This is a genomic window from Allobosea sp. P2_B12 (genome assembly GCF_056404835.1).
Genome location: NZ_JBFUDG010000002.1, coordinates 59616 through 76625, shown reverse-complemented (window position 1 = coordinate 76625; position 17010 = coordinate 59616). Strand labels below are relative to the sequence as shown.

Below are 17010 nucleotides of genomic sequence, written 5' to 3'. Positions count from 1 at the left end.
AGCGATGTGACCAAGACGTGGATGCTCGCCACAAGGGCGAGCATGACGGACTCGCGCGCTCTACGCCGCCTCCAGCCCGAATTGCAGCGCCGCCAGCCGGGCATAAAGCCCGCCGCGCGCCTTGAGCTCGGCATGGGTGCCCTCCTCGACGACGCGGCCATCCTCCATCACCAGGATGCGGTCGGCCGAGAGGATCGTCGCCAGCCGATGCGCCACGACCAGCGTGGTGCGGCCCTTCATCAACGCATCGAGCGCATCCTGCACGGCGCGCTCGCTTTCGGAATCGAGCGCGCTCGTCGCCTCGTCGAGCAGCAGGATCGGCGCGTCCTTCAACACCGCCCGCGCGATCGCCAGCCGCTGGCGCTGTCCGCCCGACAGCGTCACGCCGCGCTCGCCGACGATCGTGTCGTAGCCCTTGGGGAGGGCACGGATAAAATCGTCGGCAGCCGCCAGCCGTGAAGCCTCCTCGATCTCGGCCTGCGAGGCGTCGGGACGGCCATAGGCGATGTTGTCGCGGACCGAGACGCCGAACACCGTCGGCTCCTGCGGCACCAGCGCGAAGCGCTGCCGCCAGGCCTCCGGATCGGCCTCCGGCCCGGCCACGCCATCGACGACGACGCGGCCGGAGGCTGGATCGAAGAAGCGCAGGGCTAGTTGCAGCACCGTGCTCTTGCCGGCGCCGGATGGCCCGACCAGCGCGACGCGCTCGCCCGGCCGCACCGTGAAGCTCAGTTCCGACAAGGCCCCGACACTGCGGCCGGGATAGCTGAACGAGACGTTCTCGAAGGCGAGTTCGCCGCGCAACGGCTCCGGCATCAGTCTGGGATGGGGTGGAGCGGCGATGGCCGGCGTCATCGCCAGGATCTCGCCGAGCCGGCCGGCGGCGCCGGCAGCGGCGGAAATCTCGCCATAGACCTCGGAGAGCTGACCGAGCGAGCTCGCCGCCAGCACGGCATAGAGCACGAACTGCGACAGCCGCCCGCCGGTCATGCGTCCCTCGAAGACCTCGGTCGCGCCGGTCCAGAGCACCCAGACGACGCTGGCGCTGACCAGGAAGATCGCGACGCCCGACAGAAGCGCGCGCGAGGCCGTCGCCGCACGCGAGGCGTCATAGGCCTCGTCCGATGCGGAGGCGAAGCGCGCGGCCGTCTGCCTGGAGGCCCCGAAGGACTGCATCGTGCGGATCGCGCCGACCGCCTCGGCGGCGAAGGCCGAGGCGTCTGCCAGCCGGTCCTGCGCCGCGCGCGCGCGCCTGCGCACCGACCGGCCCGAAAACACCAGCGGCAGCACGATCAGCGGGATCGCGCCGATCACGATCGCCGACAATTGCGGGCTGGTGACGATCATCAGCCCCAGCGCGCCGATGGTCATGATCGCGTTGCGCAGCGCGATCGAGGCCGTCGAGCCGAAGGTCGACTTGATCTGCGTCGTATCAGCGGTCAGCCGCGAGACCAGGTCGCCCGCCCGGCTCGAATCGAAGAAGGCCGGCTCCAGCCGCGTCAGATGCGCGAACACATCCGAGCGCAGATCGGCAACGATGCGCTCACCGACCGTCATGACCAGGTAGAACCGGGCCGAGCTCGCCAGCGCCAGCACGGCGACGACGCCGATCAGCAGGATGAAATAGCTGTTGGCGAGCCTCTGCTCGCCGGCCGAAAAACCGACATCGATGACCCGACGCACCGCCACCGGCAGAACCAGCGTCGCGACCGAAGCGACGACGAGTGCCAGCAGCGCCAGCCCGATGCGCCCCTTGTGCTTCAGCGCATAGGGCCAGAACGATGCCAGCAGGCGCAGATCGGCCCTCGGGGTCTTCTCGTCTTTTTCGGCAACGGCCACGCGTCTTTGTCCTGTCATGCTTGCGCTGTCGGCCGCTGTGAGATATGTGCTCGCGACTTCACGACAGGCTCATACGAATTATTCGACGGGCCGGGCAGGCTTGCCTGCTTGTCGCCCACGCCCGTTTATCGACGTTTGAGGATTTAGCCATGGCCAAGACCGGCATCCACCCCGACTACCACACCATCAAGGTCGTCATGACCAATGGCACCGAATACTTCACCCGTTCGACGCTGGGCAAGGAGGGCGACACCCTCAACCTCGACATCGACCCGACGACGCACCCGGCCTGGACCGGCGGCACGCAGCACATGCTGGACCGTGGCGGCCGCGTCTCGCGCTTCAACACGCGTTTCGCCGCGATCGGCTCGCTCGGCAAGAAGTGATCTGGCAGCGGGCGGTTTCGCCCGCACTGATCTGAATCAAGAAGGCCCGGTCGAAGCGACCGGGCCTTTCGTGTTTTGAGCTGTCGCTGGAGGGGCGGCGCTTCGTCGCAGACCGCTCAGAGCGCCACGCCGAGCCGCGCCTTCAGGCTCGCAAGCTGGTCCTGGACCGGATTGGCCTGCTCGGTGGCGGGCGCCTTGCCCGACATCTGGCCCTCGAGATGGCGAATCCGGCCCTGCAGCCGGAAGGAATGGTCCATCAGGTCGCGCAGGCCCTGCGGCAGCAGCACCGCCTCGGGCTGGGCCGGCGGCATCATCGGCTCGGGGATCCTGACCTTGTCGTTCTCGGCCCGCGCCTGCTCGGCGGTCATCTCGCCCTCGGCGACCGCCCGCTGCACCAGAAGCCAGGATGCGATCTGCATCAGCCGCGTCGTCAGGCGCATGCTCTCGGTCGCATAGGACAACGCGACCTCGCGCGGCAGCGCCGCCGATTCCTTGCGGCCGTCGCCGTCGAGATAGGCCGCCGTCTGCTCGACAAGCCCCATCCCCTCGCGAAACAGCGCCATGAAGGCATCCGACTTGACGAAGCCACGCGCAAACGAGATCGCGCCCTCTTCGGCATTCCGCTCCAGCATCAGCACGTCGTTCATTGCGGTGTCTCCCATCGGCACAACCCCGTATCCACATGGCACGCGTCACGGTTCATGCCGCCTATGTCGCAAGGATAGCGCCGATGGGCTGCTCCCGCGCCGGTAAGGTGTGGTTAACCTTAACGGAGATACAGACCACAAAAAAAGAGCCGCCCGGAGGCGGCTCGAAGGTCAACAGGGAGGCGTCAAACAGAGCGGGCAGGAGCCACTCACATCCAGACAATCTGGACGCCTCGATTCATACATTGGAATCGTTAATGACCCCTTAACGCCGGCCAGGCCGGCCGCATTTTTAGTCAGCATCCGTTTTCAGTCGGGCTTGCGGAAAAACGAATCCGCGGCCGAGCGCGACGCCGTCTTCTTGAGCCGCGCCTCGGCCAGGCGCTCGATCTCAGCCTGCAGCGCTGCGACCCGCAGGTCGATCTCCGCCAGCGACAGCATCGACAGATCCTGCCCGATCTCGTGGACCGTCTTGGGCTTCGGACGGTCATCGTCGGAAAAGAGCGACATCCTCGCCTCCATCTGCGCAAGAGCGCGCAGATTAATGCCGATGGCGCCGTGGCGCCACTGCCGGCCCCAGACGAAGCGACGTGCTTTTTCTTGGACAGCCGCTGTACCCTCGCTTATAAGCCGCGCCATCCTGTTCATCGTCGATGATTTGGATGGCCGGCCGAAAAGGCCGGTCGGCGTCCGAGAGCTATTGTCCGCGACATTCAGGAGACAGTCCGTGTCGAATCCCCCGCTGATGCCGAAGGCCACCGCGGTCTGGCTGGTCGAGAACACGTCCCTGACCTTCGAGCAGATCGCCGAGTTCTGCAAACTCCACCCGCTGGAAGTGCGCGGCATCGCCGATGGCGAAGTCGCCGCCGGCATCAAGGGCCTGGACCCGATCAATTCGGGGCAGCTCACCCGCGAGGAGCTCGAGCGTGCCGCGGCCAACCCCGCCCATCACCTCAAGCTCGCCGAGCGCAAGGTCAAGGTGCCCGAGATCAAGCGCACCAAGGGGCCGCGCTACACCCCGGTCTCGAAGCGCCAGGACCGTCCCAACGCGATCCTCTGGCTGCTGCGCAACCATCCCGAGCTGAAGGATGCGCAGGTCATCCGCCTGATCGGCACCACCAAGTCGACCATCGCCCAGATCCGCGACCGCACCCACTGGAATGCCCAGACCCTGACCCCGATCGACCCCGTCAGCCTCGGTCTGTGCTCGCAGATCGATCTCGACTTCGAGGTCGGCCGCGCCGCCAAGGATCGCCCGGCGGCGATCGTCGATACCGGCTCGACCCTGCTTCCGGCCGAGGAGACCACGGCGCCGGAGCCCGCGCCGCTCAACCAGACTTTCGCCGACATGGGCAAGCCCAAGCGCGAGGAAGAAGCGGCGATCGACGTCGATTCCGTCTTCTCCAAGCTGAAGCAGATGAAGCGTCCGGCCGAGGACGACGAGGCCTGAGACTGCTCCCGGAGGCTTTGCATTTGAGGCCTGGCGCTTAGAGCCAGGTCTCCGGATCGCGCTTTCCGTGGACGACGCGGACGATATCGACCCCGTCCGCCGCGTCCTGATACAAAATCACATAATGGCCGAGCGGAAACAGTCTCACCCGCTGGCCAAGCTCCGGCCGCGACGTGCCCATGCCCGGCATATCGCCAAGATTTGCGAAGCGTCGGTAGACCGCGTCGATCCAGCGCCGTGCCGCTGAAGGACTATCGACATTGATGCCGGCTGCGATCGCCGAGATATCGCTGATCGCCTGCGGCAGAACGCGAAAGCCCATCGTTGGTCACGCGTCCCGCATGCCGAACACATTGGCGCGAATGCGTGCGAAGGCCTCGTCGCCATCGACCGGCTCCCCGCTCGCGATTCCCTCCTCATAGGCCTGCTTCAACCGCGCCAACTCCAGCGCGCGAATCTCCTCGCGCTGTTCCCAGAGACGCAGCGCGTCGCGCACGACCTCGCTGTTGGAGGCATAGGCGCCGCTCTCGACGGCCTGGCTCAGCCGCGACAACTGCTTCGGCGACAGAGAGATGGTGAGGGGGCGCATGGCATCATGTTTCATGGCCGCAATCTAGCAAACCTCACAATCCCTCACAAGAACGCATAGGCGCTGAGGCGACGGGGTCTCTTGTCACGATCGAGTTATAGTTCAAGTCTGCGGATTCATGCCCAATCAGCCGCATGATCTGCCGATCCTTGATATAGAAGTAGAAATTATAGCACGATCGGCATGCCGGGCACTGGCCCCAGCATTTCTCGATTACATAAACAGCGTATCCCTGGAGTCTTGAAACAAATGCATAGTCACTTGGCCAGTCCATTTCGCTTTCTGCATCGTCATGCCATTCCATGACATCGCCAATTTGATAAAAATCATCCCGCCCATCGGACCGCACCCTGTCTGGACTGTGATATTTCGGCGTTCTAGACTGCGCCAAGAAATCGGACTCACTCGCGCAATTATCGCAAGTGAACCGAAATTTTATCAGAGTGATAATTCCCATGACGGCTCCTCGTTATACCAAGGCTGAGCGCAACAATCGTCAGCCCAATCCCCTCGCCTTCACCGCCACACCGATCTCGTCGAGCACCGACGCATCCTCGATCGTCGCCGGCATAGCGTAATCCTCGCCATCGGCGATCTTCTTCATCGTCGCACGCAGGATCTTGCCCGAGCGTGTCTTCGGCAGGCGCCCGACGGTCAGCGCCAGCCGGAAGGCCGCGACCGGGCCGATCTTCTCGCGCACCAGCGCCACGAGCTCACGCTCGATCACATCCGGGTTCTGCGTGACGCCGGATTTCAGCACGACGAAGCCGCAGGGCTGCTCGCCCTTGATCGCATCCCGGATGCCGACGACGGCGCATTCGGCGACGGCCGGATGCGAGGCCAGCACCTCCTCCATGCCGCCGGTGGAGAGCCTGTGGCCGGCGACATTGATGATGTCGTCGGTGCGCCCCATGATGAAGACATAGCCGTCGGCATCGATGAAGCCGGCATCCGAGGTGTTGTAGTAGCCCGGAAACGCCGCGAGATAGGATTCGGCGAAGCGCTCGTCGGCCTGCCACAGCGTCGGCAACGCGCAGGGCGGCAAGGGCAGCTTGAGCACGATCGCGCCCATCGTGCCCGCCGGAACCGACTGCCCGCCCTCGTCGAGACAGGCGATCTCGTAGCCCGGCATCGGCACCGTCGGGGAGCCCGGCTTCACCGGCAGCAATTCCAGCCCGATCGGGTTGCCGACGATGCAGGAGCCGGTCTCGGTCTGCCACCAATGGTCGATGACCGGAACCTTGAGGATGTCCTGCGCCCAGACCAGCGTGTCGGGGTCGGCCCGCTCGCCGGCCAGGAACAGCGCGCGGAAATGCTGGAGGTCATGGCCCGCCAGCAGCTTCGCGTCGGGATCCTCCTTGCGGATGGCGCGGAAGGCCGTGGGCGCCGTGAACAGTACCACCGCCTTGTGCTCGGCAATCAGCCGCCAGAAGGCACCGGCATCGGGCGTGCCGATCGGCTTGCCCTCATAGAGCACCGAGGTCGCGCCCTGGAACAGCGGCGCATAGACGATGTAGCTGTGGCCGACGACCCAGCCGACATCCGACGCCGTGATCATCACCTCACCGGGCTTCACCCCGTAAAGATTGTCCATTGTCCATTTGAGCACGACGAGATGGCCGCCATTGTCGCGCACCACACCCTTGGGTCGTCCCGTCGTGCCGGAGGTGTAGAGGATGTAGAGCGGGTCGGTCGCCGCAACCTCGACGCACTCCGCCTTGCGGCCATTGGCCTTGGCGGCGGCGACCAGCATGCGCCAGTTCCTGTCACGCGTCGCATGCATCGAGGCCTCGACCTGCGGGCGCTGCAGGATCAGGCAGGCTTCCGGCTTGTGCGAGGAGAGCGAGATCGCTGTGTCCAGCAGCGGCTTGTATTCGACCACGCGGCTCGGCTCGATGCCGCAGGTCGCGGCCAGGATCACCTTGGGCTCCGCATCCTCGATCCGCGTCGCCAGCTCCTTGGCCGCAAAGCCGCCGAACACCACCGAATGCACCGCTCCGATCCGCGCGCAGGCGAGCATGGCAAAGGCGGCCTCGGGGATCATCGGCATGTAGATGATGACGCGATCGCCCTTGGCCACGCCGAGATCCTGCAGGACGGCGGCGAGCGCCGCGACCTCGTCGAGCATCTGCACGTAGGAGTAGACCGTCTTGGTGCCGGTGACCGGGCTGTCATGGATCAGCGCGGGCAGCCCGCCGCGCCCGGCGGCCACATGGCGGTCGAGCGCGTTGAAGCAGGTGTTGCAGGTCGCGTCCGGGAACCAGCGGCCATAAGCGCCCTGGCTCGCATCGAAGATCGCGTCGGGCGGCTTGATCCAGTCGATCGCCTGGGCCGCCTCGCGCCAGAACGCCTCGGGATCGGCCTGCCAGCGCGCATAGGTCGAGATATAGCCATGTGCATGCAGGGCATTCATCGGCGGCGTTCCTCTTGCGTGCGTTCTGGCCTACACCGCGCTCCGGAACCGGCAGCGACGGAGGCTCATTTTGCGCGGGATCGTGGTCGTTCGACCCTGCAGGCGCAAGCGCCAGGCTGTCAGACTTTCGCCCAGCGGGAGCACGTGCGGCCGGTCCCCGCGTCGTCATGACGCGCCGTCGAACTGTCTCCAGCCGTGACATTCGACCTGACCTTCTTCGCCGTCATGGTGCCAGCCGTCATCCTGATGGGCCTCGCCAAGGGCGGCTTCTCCGGCCTCGGCCTGCTCTCGCTGCCGTTGATGGCGCTCCTCGTCCCGCCGATCCAGGCTGCGGCGATCATGCTGCCGCTGCTGATCTCGCAGGATGTCGTCACGGTCTGGTCCTATCGCCGCGAGTTCAGCCGCCGCAACCTCGCGACCCTGCTGCCCGGCGCGATCCTCGGCATTCTCGCCGGCTACCTGCTCGCGGCCAGGGTCTCCGACGCCGCCGTCGGCTTCGCGGTCGGGGTCATCTCGATCGGCTTCGCCCTGCGGCGCATGCTGGCCAGTGGCAAGACATCGGGACCCGTCGCGAGCGCCCGCTACGGCGCCGGCACGTTCTGGGGAGCAGTGTCGGGCTTCACCAGCATGATCGCCCATGCCGGCGGGCCGCCCTTCCAGATCTACATCATGCCGCAGCGCCTTCCGCCGGGCGTCTTCGTCGGCACCGGCGCGATCTTCTTCGCGCTGATCAACCTGATCAAACTTGGCCCCTATATCGCCCTCGGCCAGTTCTCGGCCCAGAACCTCACGGCGTCGCTGGCGCTGTTTCCCGTCGCCATCGCCTCCACCATGGCCGGCGTCTGGCTGGTCCGTCGCGTGCCGGCCGAACGCTTCTACACGATCATCTACTGGCTGCTGCTCGCCGTCGGCCTCAAGCTCATCGTCGATGGAGTGCGCAGCCTCCTCTAGTCCTCAGATGCGCCCAAAGCGCTCGCCCTTGCGCACCATCGGACAAAGGGATGGATTACGGTGAAAGCCCGCAGAGGCTAAGCCTGCCGCGCGAGGGGGACGAGCCGCATGACGATTTCAGCTTACGACACCGATCTCGACCGCAACCCGGCGAACTATCAGCCGCTGACGCCGCTGCCCTTCCTCGAACGGGCAGCCGCCATCTTCCCGAACCACACGGCGATCATCCATGGGCCGCTGCGGCGCAGCTATGCGGAGTTCTATGCAAGGTCGCGCCGGCTGGCCTCGGCGCTTGCCCGCCATGGCATCGGCAAGAACGACACCGTCGCCGCCATGCTGCCCAACACCCCGGCCATGCTCGAATGCCATTACGGCGTGCCGATGTGCGGCGCCGTGCTCAACACCCTGAACACCCGCCTTGATGCCGCGATCATCGCGTTCTCGCTCGACCATGGCGAGGCCAAGGTGGTCATCACCGACCGCGAATTCTCGAAGACGATGCAGGAGGCGCTTAAGCTCAGCCAGGCGAAGCCGCTGGTCATCGACTATGACGACCCGGTCTATGACGGGCCCGGCGAGCGGCTCGGCAGCATCGAATACGAGGACTTCATCGCCGGCGGCGGCCCCGGTTTCGACTGGCAGATGCCGGCCGACGAGTGGGATGCGATCGCGCTGAACTACACCTCCGGCACGACCGGCGACCCGAAGGGCGTGGTCTACCATCATCGCGGCGCCAATCTTCTCGCGACCTCCAACATCATCACGGGCAACATGGGCAGGCACCCGGTCTATCTCTGGACGCTGCCGATGTTCCACTGCAATGGCTGGTGCTTCCCCTGGTCGCTCTCGATCGTCGCCGGCACCCATGTCTGCCTGCGCCAGGTCCGGGCCAAGGCGATGTATGACGCGCTCGCCGACCATGGCGTGACCCATCTCTGCGGCGCACCGATCGTGATGTCGGCCCTGCTCAACGCGCCTGAGGACGAACGCCGCGATTTCCCGCAGACCGTCTCGTTCTTCACCGCCGCAGCCCCGCCGCCGGAGGCGGTGCTGGCCGGCATGAAGCAGGCCGGCTTCGAGGTCACCCATCTCTACGGCCTGACCGAATGCTACGGCCCAGCCGTGGTCAATGACTGGAACGACGACTGGAACGCCCTGCCGGGCCCCGAGCAGGCGGCGCTGAAGGCTCGCCAGGGCGTGCGCTATCCCGCGCTGGAAGGGCTCGACGTGCTCGACCCCGACACGATGGTGCCCGTTGCGCGCGACGGCACCTCGATGGGGGAGGTCATGATGCGCGGCAATGTCGTGATGAAGGGCTATCTCAAGAACGCGAAATCGACTGAAGCCGCCTTCACCGGCGGCTGGTTCCACACCGGCGATCTCGGCGTGCGCTATCCCGACGGCTACATCCAGCTTAAGGACCGCTCCAAGGACATCATCATCTCGGGCGGCGAGAACATCTCCTCGATCGAGGTCGAGGACGCGCTCTACAAGCACCCCGCCATCCAGGCCGCCGCCGTGGTGGCGAGGCCCGACGAGAAATGGGGCGAGACGCCTTGCGCCTTCATCGAGCTGAAGCCGGGCAAGACCGCGACCGAGGCCGAGATCATCGCCTGGTGCCGGCAGCATCTCGCCGCCTTCAAATGCCCGAAGACGGTGGTCTTCACCGAAGTCCCCAAGACCTCGACGGGCAAGATCCAGAAATTCCGGCTGCGCGAGATGGCGCGGGCGCTCTAACGCACCGCGCCATCTTCGTGACGCAGTAGCGTCAGGCTCCGGCGCGCCTGAGCGTGCCGTCGGGCGTCGAGCTGTCGACCGCCTGCGGCAGCACCCGCGACAGCCGCGCGAGCAGATCCTCGCGCGAGAGGCCGGTCTGCCGGGTCAATGCCTCGATGAGATCGGGGCCGAGCGCCTGCTCGACTTCGGGGGCCTCGACCGTCTGGTTTGGACCCTGCCGGACCCAGGAATCGGCCTTCTCGCCCTGGCCTGCCCGCTGGAACCGGTCGACCAGTTCGCCGACCATGCCACCGATGCCGCCGGCCCCGAGCATGCCGCCGAGATTGCCGAGAATGCCGCCCTGGCTTGCCGGTGCGCCGGTCTGGCCGGGCGCGGCATTGGCGCCGCTATTGGTCTGCGTCACGCCGCCAAGCCATTCGCCGATCTTGTCGCGGTTCTGGTAGCCGGCGACGGCCAGCAGGCCGAGCAGCGCCGTCAGCGACGGAAAGCCGCTATTCGAGTTGTTGTCCATGGACATGACTCCTGATGGTCGAGATGAAAACGGATCAGACCGTGCTCTTGCGGTTCGACAGCGCGGCCCAGACCACGAGAACGATGATCGCGCCGACGACGGCGCCGATCAGGCCTGCGCCCTCGCCCGGTCCGTACCAGCCCATCGCCTGGCCAAGATAGGTCGCGACGAACGCGCCGATGATGCCGAGGATCGTCGTCAGGATGAAGCCGGACGGCTCGTTGGAGCCCGGTGTGATGAATTTGGCGATGATGCCCGCCAGGAATCCGATGATGATTGTCCCGAGAATGCCCATGATGTCCCTCCGCAGCCGAGTTTCCAGCCTGCTGAACCGCCAGCGCAGCCCCAAGGTTCCGCCCGAGGCGAGAAGACGTACCGCAAAGGCATGAAGCCTCGACGACAGAGGGTCGCGCGAAACCGTCGCCTCAGTTCTTGATCGCCTTGGCGGGCGACCCTGCCCCCGGCGCGCCCGGCACCGACCAGGTGCTCGTCCAAGTCTCCGACAGCGTCCGGCCGCGCGCCTTCAGGAACATGCGCAGCTCTGCCGTCTGGCCATCGGGCAGCGTCGCATCGACGATGGCACGGAAGCCCTTTGCATCGGGGTTGGGCGAGAGGATCGTCGCGGTGATCGTTCCGCCCGTCGTGTTCGCGGCGATCTCGACGCGGCCCGGATCGGACAGGAAATAGGGCAGGTCGCCGCCGGCGAAATCGACGATGAAGCGCTTCTTGCCGAGCCCGTCGGCATGCCCGTCCTCGATATCGGAGCCACTGAAGCTGTTCTGCGTCTGGGCGTAGGCATGGAGGCGGTCCGTCGTCGACAGCGCGGTGATGCGGTAACTGAACTCGGCCGGCTTGCCGGCGGGCAGCGGGTCCTTCGGCGTCCAGCAGGCCACGATGTTGTCGAAGGCCTCGTTGTCGGTCGGGATCTCGATCAGCTCGACGCGCCCCTCGCCCCACTCGCCATGCGGTTCGACCCAGTATCCCGGGCGCGCGTGATAATGTGCCTCGAGATCCTGGTAATGGCCGAATTCGCGGTCGCGCTGCATCAGGCCGAAACCCCTTGGGTTCTTGTCACCGAAGCTCGAGACGCGCAGCGCCTTGGGATTCTTGATCGGGCGCCAGATCCACTCGCCGCTGCCGGTCTGCATCATCAGCCCGTCGGAATCATGGATTTCGGGCCGGAAATCGGTGCGCAGCGCCAAATCGCCCTCGCCGGCCTGGAACATCGAGGTCAGCGGCGCGATGCCGAGCCGCGCGATGCCCTTGCGCGGGATGATCGTCGCCGTGACCTCCACATTCGTCGTTTGGCCGGGCGTCACGACATAGCGATAGGCGCCGGCGACGGAGGGCGAATCGAGCAGCGCATAGATCACCAGCTCGGTGGAATCCCGCGACGGCTCCTCGACCCAGAGCGCCCGCATGAACGGGAACTCCTCCGGCTGCTCGCCGCCGACATCGAGCGCCAGCGAGCGGGCCGAGAGCCCATAGCGCTGGCCGCGCCCAATCAGCCGGAAATAGCTCGCGCCGAGGAAGGAGATGACCTCGTCCTGCACCTTCGGATCGTTAAGATTGGTCGTGATCGCAAAGCCAGCGAAGCCGAGCGACGGCGAGATCTGCTTGGGCACCGGCACCTTGCCGTATTCGTAGAGCCCCGTGGTGAACGGGATCGGCATCGCCGCGCCATAGCGGATGACGTGCAACTGCACCGGCTTGTCATGCAGGAAGCCAAGATGGAACGGCAGCAGCCGGAAATCGGAGCCTCCCTCCTGCCAGATCGCCTTGTCGCGTCGAAACCGGATCTCGCGATAGCTGTCATAGGTCAGCTTCGACAGCTCGGCGGGAATGGTGGCGCTTTCCGCGTCGAACGGCCGCTCGCCGAGAACGCGCGCCAGCCGCACCACATCGTCATAGCCGAAGCTCTTGGGCTGCGTGCCACCTGCCGGCGGGGTCTGCGCGGCGGCGGGGTACAGCCCGATGGCGCAGGAGGACAGCAACAGAGCCAGCGCGTTCCGGCGCGAACGGCCCGCGGGCGCGGGGGCGTTGGAGACCTTGACGACCTCCCCTGCCCCGATCGGGCGCTCGATGATGTGGCTTCGCATGGTCGCTCCTGTGCCTGCGCAGGCCCAACAAGGCCCCGCGTCAGAAGTTCCCGCGAAACGCCAAGGCCCGTCACCACGCCATCCCACATATGCGACAAAAAAGCCGGCCCCTTTCGGGACCGGCGGAACTCACGCAACAGAAACGGGCCGCATCTTGCCCGCTGACGCCCTCAATGCAGCGTTCGGTCCGGCATCGTCTGCCGCACCCGCTCGATCTCTTCCTTCAGCAGCAGCTTCTTCCGCTTCATCTCGACCACGGTGAGATCGTCCGACGAGGGTCGGGCCGCCGCCTGGGCGATGGCTTCCTCGAGTTGACGATGCTTGCGTTCGAGTTCGACGAGATGGGTCTGCAGCGACATCTGGATCCTCCTGATGAGCGGTTGACAGAAGCGAGTGTGACATAGAGCCGGCTTCACGTCTGCGGGGCTGTCTCGCAGTGCCGCATGACATTCTGTGATCGTAACCGGCCCCTTTCCGCGACAGCGCGAATACGACACACCGCGCAGGCGCCGGTCGTTCCCGCACTTGCGGGGCGCCCGGCGTCTCCGCATAGTCGCGGCCAATCGCGGCAATGATGGGACGGCAATGGGATTCGAGTTGAGCCCGGACGAGGTCGAGGCCTTCACCACGGAACTGGCACGCCTGCGCGAGGAACACCGCGACCTCGACAGCGCCATCGACGCGCTCGAACGCGTCGGCACGATCAACCAGATCCAGGTGCAGCGGCTGAAGAAGCGCAAGCTCTATCTCAAGGACCGTATCGCCCAGATCGAGGACGCGCTGACTCCCGACATTATAGCGTGATAGCTATTCAATCCTCGGCATCGGAGAACGATTTTATCCATCTAAATCGATTTACATCGCCCTAAACGCGCGGTAGAGCCCCACCGCCCCTATGCGCGACGTCCCCTTGCGGAAGGGCTCTTGCGGCACTCCGTTGCCGACCTTCCGCAGGTGCGCTACAGGCAACGTAAGAGATGCTTTCTTGGGATCAGACCATGGCCAGCCACGGACACCACGCCGACGATATTCCGCAGATGGATTATGCGGAGCATGAACGCACCTATGTCGGCTTCGTGCATTTCGCCGAGGTCGGCACCGTCGCCTGCCTCGCCTTCGTGGCGGCGCTTGCCGTCGGCGGCCTGAAGCACGCCTGGGGTTTCGCGATCATCGGCACGCTGTTGGCACTGGTTGGCACCGGTGTCGGCATCGCCTCGAAGTCGATCGGCTGGCGTGCGCCGGCGGTTCCCTTCGGGCTGCTGATGGCCGCGCTGCTGCTCCTGCCCGCAGCCCACTAAATCTGCTCCAAGCGTTCGAGAGGTTACGCCGCCATGCGCATCGCCGTGCCAGCCGAAACGCAAGGGGCGGAAACCCGCGTCGCCGTGACGCCGGAAACCGTCCGCAAGTTCTTAGGCCTCGGGGCCGAGATCGTCGTCCAGACGGGTGCCGGCCTCACATCCGGCATCGGCGACGCCGACTACCAGGCCGCCGGTGCGACGATCGCCGCCAATGCGGCTGAAGCGCTCGCGGGCGCCGCCATCGTGCTCAAGGTGCGCCGGCCGTCCGAGGCCGAGATCGCCGGCCTGCCCAAGGGCGCGCTCGTCGTCGGCATCATGGACCCCTATGGCAACGAGGCCGCCGTCGAGGCGCTGTCGAAGGCCGGTGTCGCCGCCTTCGCCATGGAGTTCATGCCGCGCATTACCCGCGCCCAGGTGATGGACGTGCTGTCCTCGCAGGCCAACCTCGCCGGCTACCGCGCCGTGATCGACGGCGCCGCCGAGTATGGCCGCGCTTTGCCGATGATGATGACCGCGGCGGGCACCGTGCCGGCCGCGCGCATCTTCATCATGGGCGTCGGCGTCGCCGGCCTGCAGGCGATCGCCACCGCCCGCCGCATGGGCGCGATCGTCACCGCCACCGATGTCCGCCCCGCGACCAAGGAACAGGTCGAATCGCTCGGCGCCAAGTTCCTCGCCGTCGAGGACGACGAGTTCAAGCAGGCCCAGACGGCCGGCGGCTACGCCAAGGAAATGTCGAAGGAATATCAGGCCAAGCAGGCGGAACTGACCGCCAGCCACATCGCCAAGCAGGACATCGTCATCACCACCGCGCTGATCCCCGGCCGCCCCGCGCCGAAACTGATCTCGGCGGCGATGGTCGAGAGCATGAAGGCCGGCTCCGTCATCGTCGATCTCGCGGTCGAGCGCGGCGGCAACTGCGAACTCGCCAAGCCCGGCGAGATCGCGGTAACCGCCAATGGCGTCAAGATCGTCGGCCATCTCAACGTGCCCGGCCGTCTGGCTGCGACCTCGTCGCAGCTCTACGCCAAGAACCTCTTCGCCTTCGTCGAGACCCTGATCGACAAGACCGCCAAGACGCTTGCGGTGAACTGGGACGACGAGCTGGTCAAGGCGACAGCCCTGACCAGGGACGGCGCCGTGATCCATCCGAATTTCGCGGCCAAGGCCGAGCCCAAGCCTGCACCAGAGCCCGCGCCTGAGCCCGTGGCTGTCGTCGAGGGGAGCGTCACCAATGGCTAATGCGACACCTGATCAGGCGCTCGACCAGGCGCGTTCCCTCGCCACCGCGACGCGACAGGCCGCCGAGCTGGCCGCCCAGCACGCCGACAGCCTCGCCGCCGGCGCCAGCGCCGCGACCGGTGGCTACGTCGATCCGACGGTGTTTCGCCTCGCGATCTTCGTGCTCGCCGTCTTCGTCGGCTATTACGTCGTCTGGTCGGTGACACCGGCCCTGCACACCCCGCTGATGTCGGTCACCAACGCGATCTCCTCCGTCATCGTCGTCGGCGCGCTGCTGGCGGTCGGGGTCGAGGCGGCACCCGCGCTCGGCGACGGGCCGGTCTGGGCCAAGATCTTCGGCTTCATCGGGCTGGTGCTCGCCTCGGTCAACATCTTCGGCGGCTTCCTCGTCACCGAGCGGATGCTGTCCATGTACAAGAAGAAGGGCTGAGCGCCGATGGCCGCGAACCTGTCTGCCCTTCTCTACGTCGTCTCCGGCGTCCTGTTCATCATGGCCCTGCGGGGCCTGTCGCATCCGACGACGTCCCGCCAGGGCAATCTCTACGGCATGGTCGGCATGGGCATCGCCATCGCCACGACCATCGTCTTCTTCCCACCGTCAGGCTTCTCCGGCTGGCTGCTGGTCATCGGCGGCATCGCCATCGGCGGCGGCATCGGCGCCTATATGGCCAAGCGCGTGCAGATGACGCAGATGCCGCAGCTCGTCGCCTTCTTCCACTCGCTGGTCGGCCTTGCCGCCGTGCTGGTGGCAGCGGCCGCGCTTTATGCGCCGAGCGCCTTCGGCATCGGCAATGTCGGCCGCATCAGCGGCGCGAGCCTGTTCGAGATGGGGCTCGGCGTCGCCATCGGCGCGATCACCTTCACCGGCTCGATCATCGCCTTCCTCAAGCTCGACGGGCGCATGAGCGGCAAGCCGATCATGCTGCCACAGCGCCACGGCATCAATATCGGGCTCGGCATCGCGCTGGTCGTGCTGCTGCTGATCTTCCTGAAGACCGAGAGCCATGTCGTCTTCTGGCTGATCGTTCTGGTGTCCTTCGCGCTCGGCGTGCTGCTGATCGTCCCGATCGGTGGCGCCGACATGCCCGTCGTCGTCTCGATGCTCAACTCCTATTCGGGCTGGGCCGCCGCCGGCATCGGCTTCACGCTCGGTAACATGGCGCTGATCATCACCGGCGCGCTGGTCGGTTCGTCGGGCGCGATTCTGTCCTACATCATGTGCAAGGCGATGAACCGGAGCTTCATCTCCGTGATCCTCGGCGGCTTCGGCGGCGACGATGCGGCTGCCGGCGCTGGCGGCGCGGTCGAAGCCCGGCCCGTCAAGCAGGGCTCGGCGGACGACGCCGCCTACATCATGAAGAACGCCGCCAAGGTCATCATCGTGCCGGGCTACGGCATGGCGGTGGCGCAGGCCCAGCACACGCTGCGCGAGATGGCCGACCTGCTCAAGAAGGAAGGCGTCGAAGTGAAGTACGCCATCCACCCCGTGGCAGGCCGCATGCCGGGCCACATGAACGTGCTGCTGGCGGAAGCCAATGTGCCCTATGACGAGGTCTTCGAGCTCGAGGACATCAACTCCGAATTCGGCCAGGCCGACGTCGCCTTCGTCATCGGCGCCAACGACGTCACCAACCCGGCCGCCAAGACCGACAAGGCCTCGCCGATCTACGGCATGCCGATCCTCGACGTCGAGAAGGCCAAGACCGTGCTCTTCATCAAGCGCGGCATGGCGGCAGGCTATGCCGGCGTCGAGAACGAGCTGTTCTTCCGGCCCAACACGATGATGCTCTTCGGCGACGCCAAGAAGGTCACCGACGACATCGTCAAGGCGATGGCGCACTGACGCCT

The 17010-nt window shown here is 66.0% G+C and carries 19 protein-coding genes; 9 read left to right on the top strand and 10 right to left on the bottom strand.

Features of this window, described 5'->3' with window-relative positions:
* Positions 1 to 60: 60 nt before the first annotated feature.
* Positions 61 to 1857, bottom strand: a complete 1797-nt coding sequence (locus tag AC1DYU_RS05575; RefSeq protein ID WP_476790771.1) for an ABC transporter transmembrane domain-containing protein — start codon at positions 1855 to 1857, stop codon at positions 61 to 63.
* A 131-nt stretch (positions 1858 to 1988) separates the two neighbouring features.
* On the opposite strand from AC1DYU_RS05575, the gene rpmE reads away from it, so the two are divergent.
* Positions 1989 to 2225 carry a 50S ribosomal protein L31 gene (rpmE, locus tag AC1DYU_RS05570; protein WP_158484320.1) on the top strand — a complete coding sequence of 79 codons (237 nt, stop codon included), beginning with the start codon at positions 1989 to 1991 and terminating at the stop codon, positions 2223 to 2225.
* A 116-nt stretch (positions 2226 to 2341) separates the two neighbouring features.
* On the opposite strand, the gene rcdA is transcribed toward rpmE, so the two are convergent.
* Together rcdA and AC1DYU_RS05560 are read right to left on the bottom strand one after the other, a co-directional pair.
* Positions 2342 to 2872, bottom strand: a complete 531-nt coding sequence (gene rcdA / locus AC1DYU_RS05565; protein ID WP_476790770.1) for a protease adaptor protein RcdA — start codon at positions 2870 to 2872, stop codon at positions 2342 to 2344.
* A 309-nt stretch (positions 2873 to 3181) separates the two neighbouring features.
* Positions 3182 to 3382, bottom strand: a complete 201-nt coding sequence (locus AC1DYU_RS05560; RefSeq protein WP_158484321.1) for a DUF1192 domain-containing protein — start codon at positions 3380 to 3382, stop codon at positions 3182 to 3184.
* Between the two features lie 217 nt (positions 3383 to 3599).
* On the opposite strand from AC1DYU_RS05560, the gene AC1DYU_RS05555 reads away from it, so the two are divergent.
* A complete protein-coding gene (locus AC1DYU_RS05555; protein ID WP_476790769.1) occupies positions 3600 to 4322 on the top strand; it encodes a DUF1013 domain-containing protein in 723 nt (240 codons plus the stop codon).
* A gap of 37 nt (positions 4323 to 4359) precedes the next feature.
* Here the strand turns inward: AC1DYU_RS05555 and AC1DYU_RS05550 are convergent, their stop codons facing one another.
* The 3 genes from AC1DYU_RS05550 to AC1DYU_RS05540 form a co-directional block, all read right to left on the bottom strand.
* Positions 4360 to 4644: a type II toxin-antitoxin system RelE/ParE family toxin gene (locus tag AC1DYU_RS05550; protein WP_476790768.1), complete on the bottom strand. Its 285-nt coding sequence runs from the start codon at positions 4642 to 4644 to the stop codon at positions 4360 to 4362.
* A 6-nt stretch (positions 4645 to 4650) separates the two neighbouring features.
* Positions 4651 to 4911, bottom strand: coding sequence for a type II toxin-antitoxin system ParD family antitoxin (locus tag AC1DYU_RS05545; RefSeq protein ID WP_476790767.1), 261 nt, complete (start codon positions 4909 to 4911; stop codon positions 4651 to 4653).
* A gap of 496 nt (positions 4912 to 5407) precedes the next feature.
* Positions 5408 to 7324, bottom strand: a complete 1917-nt coding sequence (locus AC1DYU_RS05540; RefSeq protein ID WP_476790766.1) for a propionyl-CoA synthetase — start codon at positions 7322 to 7324, stop codon at positions 5408 to 5410.
* 195 nt (positions 7325 to 7519) lie between these two features.
* On the opposite strand from AC1DYU_RS05540, the gene AC1DYU_RS05535 reads away from it, so the two are divergent.
* Complete coding sequence (locus tag AC1DYU_RS05535; RefSeq protein ID WP_476790765.1) at positions 7520 to 8275, top strand: sulfite exporter TauE/SafE family protein; 756 nt, start codon at positions 7520 to 7522, stop codon at positions 8273 to 8275.
* Positions 8276 to 8383: 108 nt separating this feature from the next.
* Entirely contained in the window at positions 8384 to 10012 is a 1629-nt protein-coding gene (locus AC1DYU_RS05530; RefSeq protein ID WP_476790764.1) for an acyl-CoA synthetase, read from the top strand.
* Between the two features lie 31 nt (positions 10013 to 10043).
* Here the strand turns inward: AC1DYU_RS05530 and AC1DYU_RS05525 are convergent, their stop codons facing one another.
* The 4 genes from AC1DYU_RS05525 to AC1DYU_RS05510 form a co-directional block, all read right to left on the bottom strand.
* Complete coding sequence (locus AC1DYU_RS05525; RefSeq protein ID WP_476790763.1) at positions 10044 to 10523, bottom strand: YidB family protein; 480 nt, start codon at positions 10521 to 10523, stop codon at positions 10044 to 10046.
* 34 nt (positions 10524 to 10557) lie between these two features.
* Complete coding sequence (locus AC1DYU_RS05520) at positions 10558 to 10818, bottom strand: GlsB/YeaQ/YmgE family stress response membrane protein (RefSeq protein ID WP_476790762.1); 261 nt, start codon at positions 10816 to 10818, stop codon at positions 10558 to 10560.
* A gap of 130 nt (positions 10819 to 10948) precedes the next feature.
* Positions 10949 to 12622 carry an OpgD/OpgG family glucan biosynthesis protein gene (locus AC1DYU_RS05515; protein WP_476790761.1) on the bottom strand — a complete coding sequence of 558 codons (1674 nt, stop codon included), beginning with the start codon at positions 12620 to 12622 and terminating at the stop codon, positions 10949 to 10951.
* Positions 12623 to 12792: 170 nt separating this feature from the next.
* The gene (locus AC1DYU_RS05510) at positions 12793 to 12981 is read right to left on the bottom strand and encodes a DUF465 domain-containing protein (protein WP_158484331.1); all 189 of its coding nucleotides are present in this window, start codon (positions 12979 to 12981) and stop codon (positions 12793 to 12795) included.
* A 226-nt stretch (positions 12982 to 13207) separates the two neighbouring features.
* Here AC1DYU_RS05510 and AC1DYU_RS05505 point away from each other — a divergent pair, with 226 nt between their 5' ends.
* The 5 genes from AC1DYU_RS05505 to AC1DYU_RS05485 all read left to right on the top strand — a co-directional run bounded on the left by AC1DYU_RS05505 (position 13208) and on the right by AC1DYU_RS05485 (position 17005).
* Positions 13208 to 13426, top strand: coding sequence for a DUF465 domain-containing protein (locus tag AC1DYU_RS05505; RefSeq protein WP_158484332.1), 219 nt, complete (start codon positions 13208 to 13210; stop codon positions 13424 to 13426).
* Positions 13427 to 13620: 194 nt separating this feature from the next.
* Positions 13621 to 13920: an aa3-type cytochrome c oxidase subunit IV gene (locus AC1DYU_RS05500; RefSeq protein ID WP_158484333.1), complete on the top strand. Its 300-nt coding sequence runs from the start codon at positions 13621 to 13623 to the stop codon at positions 13918 to 13920.
* 33 nt (positions 13921 to 13953) lie between these two features.
* Positions 13954 to 15162 (top strand): Re/Si-specific NAD(P)(+) transhydrogenase subunit alpha, encoded by a 1209-nt coding sequence (locus AC1DYU_RS05495; protein ID WP_476790760.1) that lies wholly within the window; start codon positions 13954 to 13956, stop codon positions 15160 to 15162.
* The gene (locus tag AC1DYU_RS05490; RefSeq protein WP_476790759.1) at positions 15155 to 15592 is read left to right on the top strand and encodes an NAD(P) transhydrogenase subunit alpha part 2; all 438 of its coding nucleotides are present in this window, start codon (positions 15155 to 15157) and stop codon (positions 15590 to 15592) included. Before AC1DYU_RS05495 ends, AC1DYU_RS05490 begins: the two co-directional genes overlap by 8 nt.
* A gap of 6 nt (positions 15593 to 15598) precedes the next feature.
* Positions 15599 to 17005 (top strand): NAD(P)(+) transhydrogenase (Re/Si-specific) subunit beta, encoded by a 1407-nt coding sequence (locus AC1DYU_RS05485; RefSeq protein ID WP_476790758.1) that lies wholly within the window; start codon positions 15599 to 15601, stop codon positions 17003 to 17005.
* Positions 17006 to 17010 lie beyond the last annotated feature (5 nt).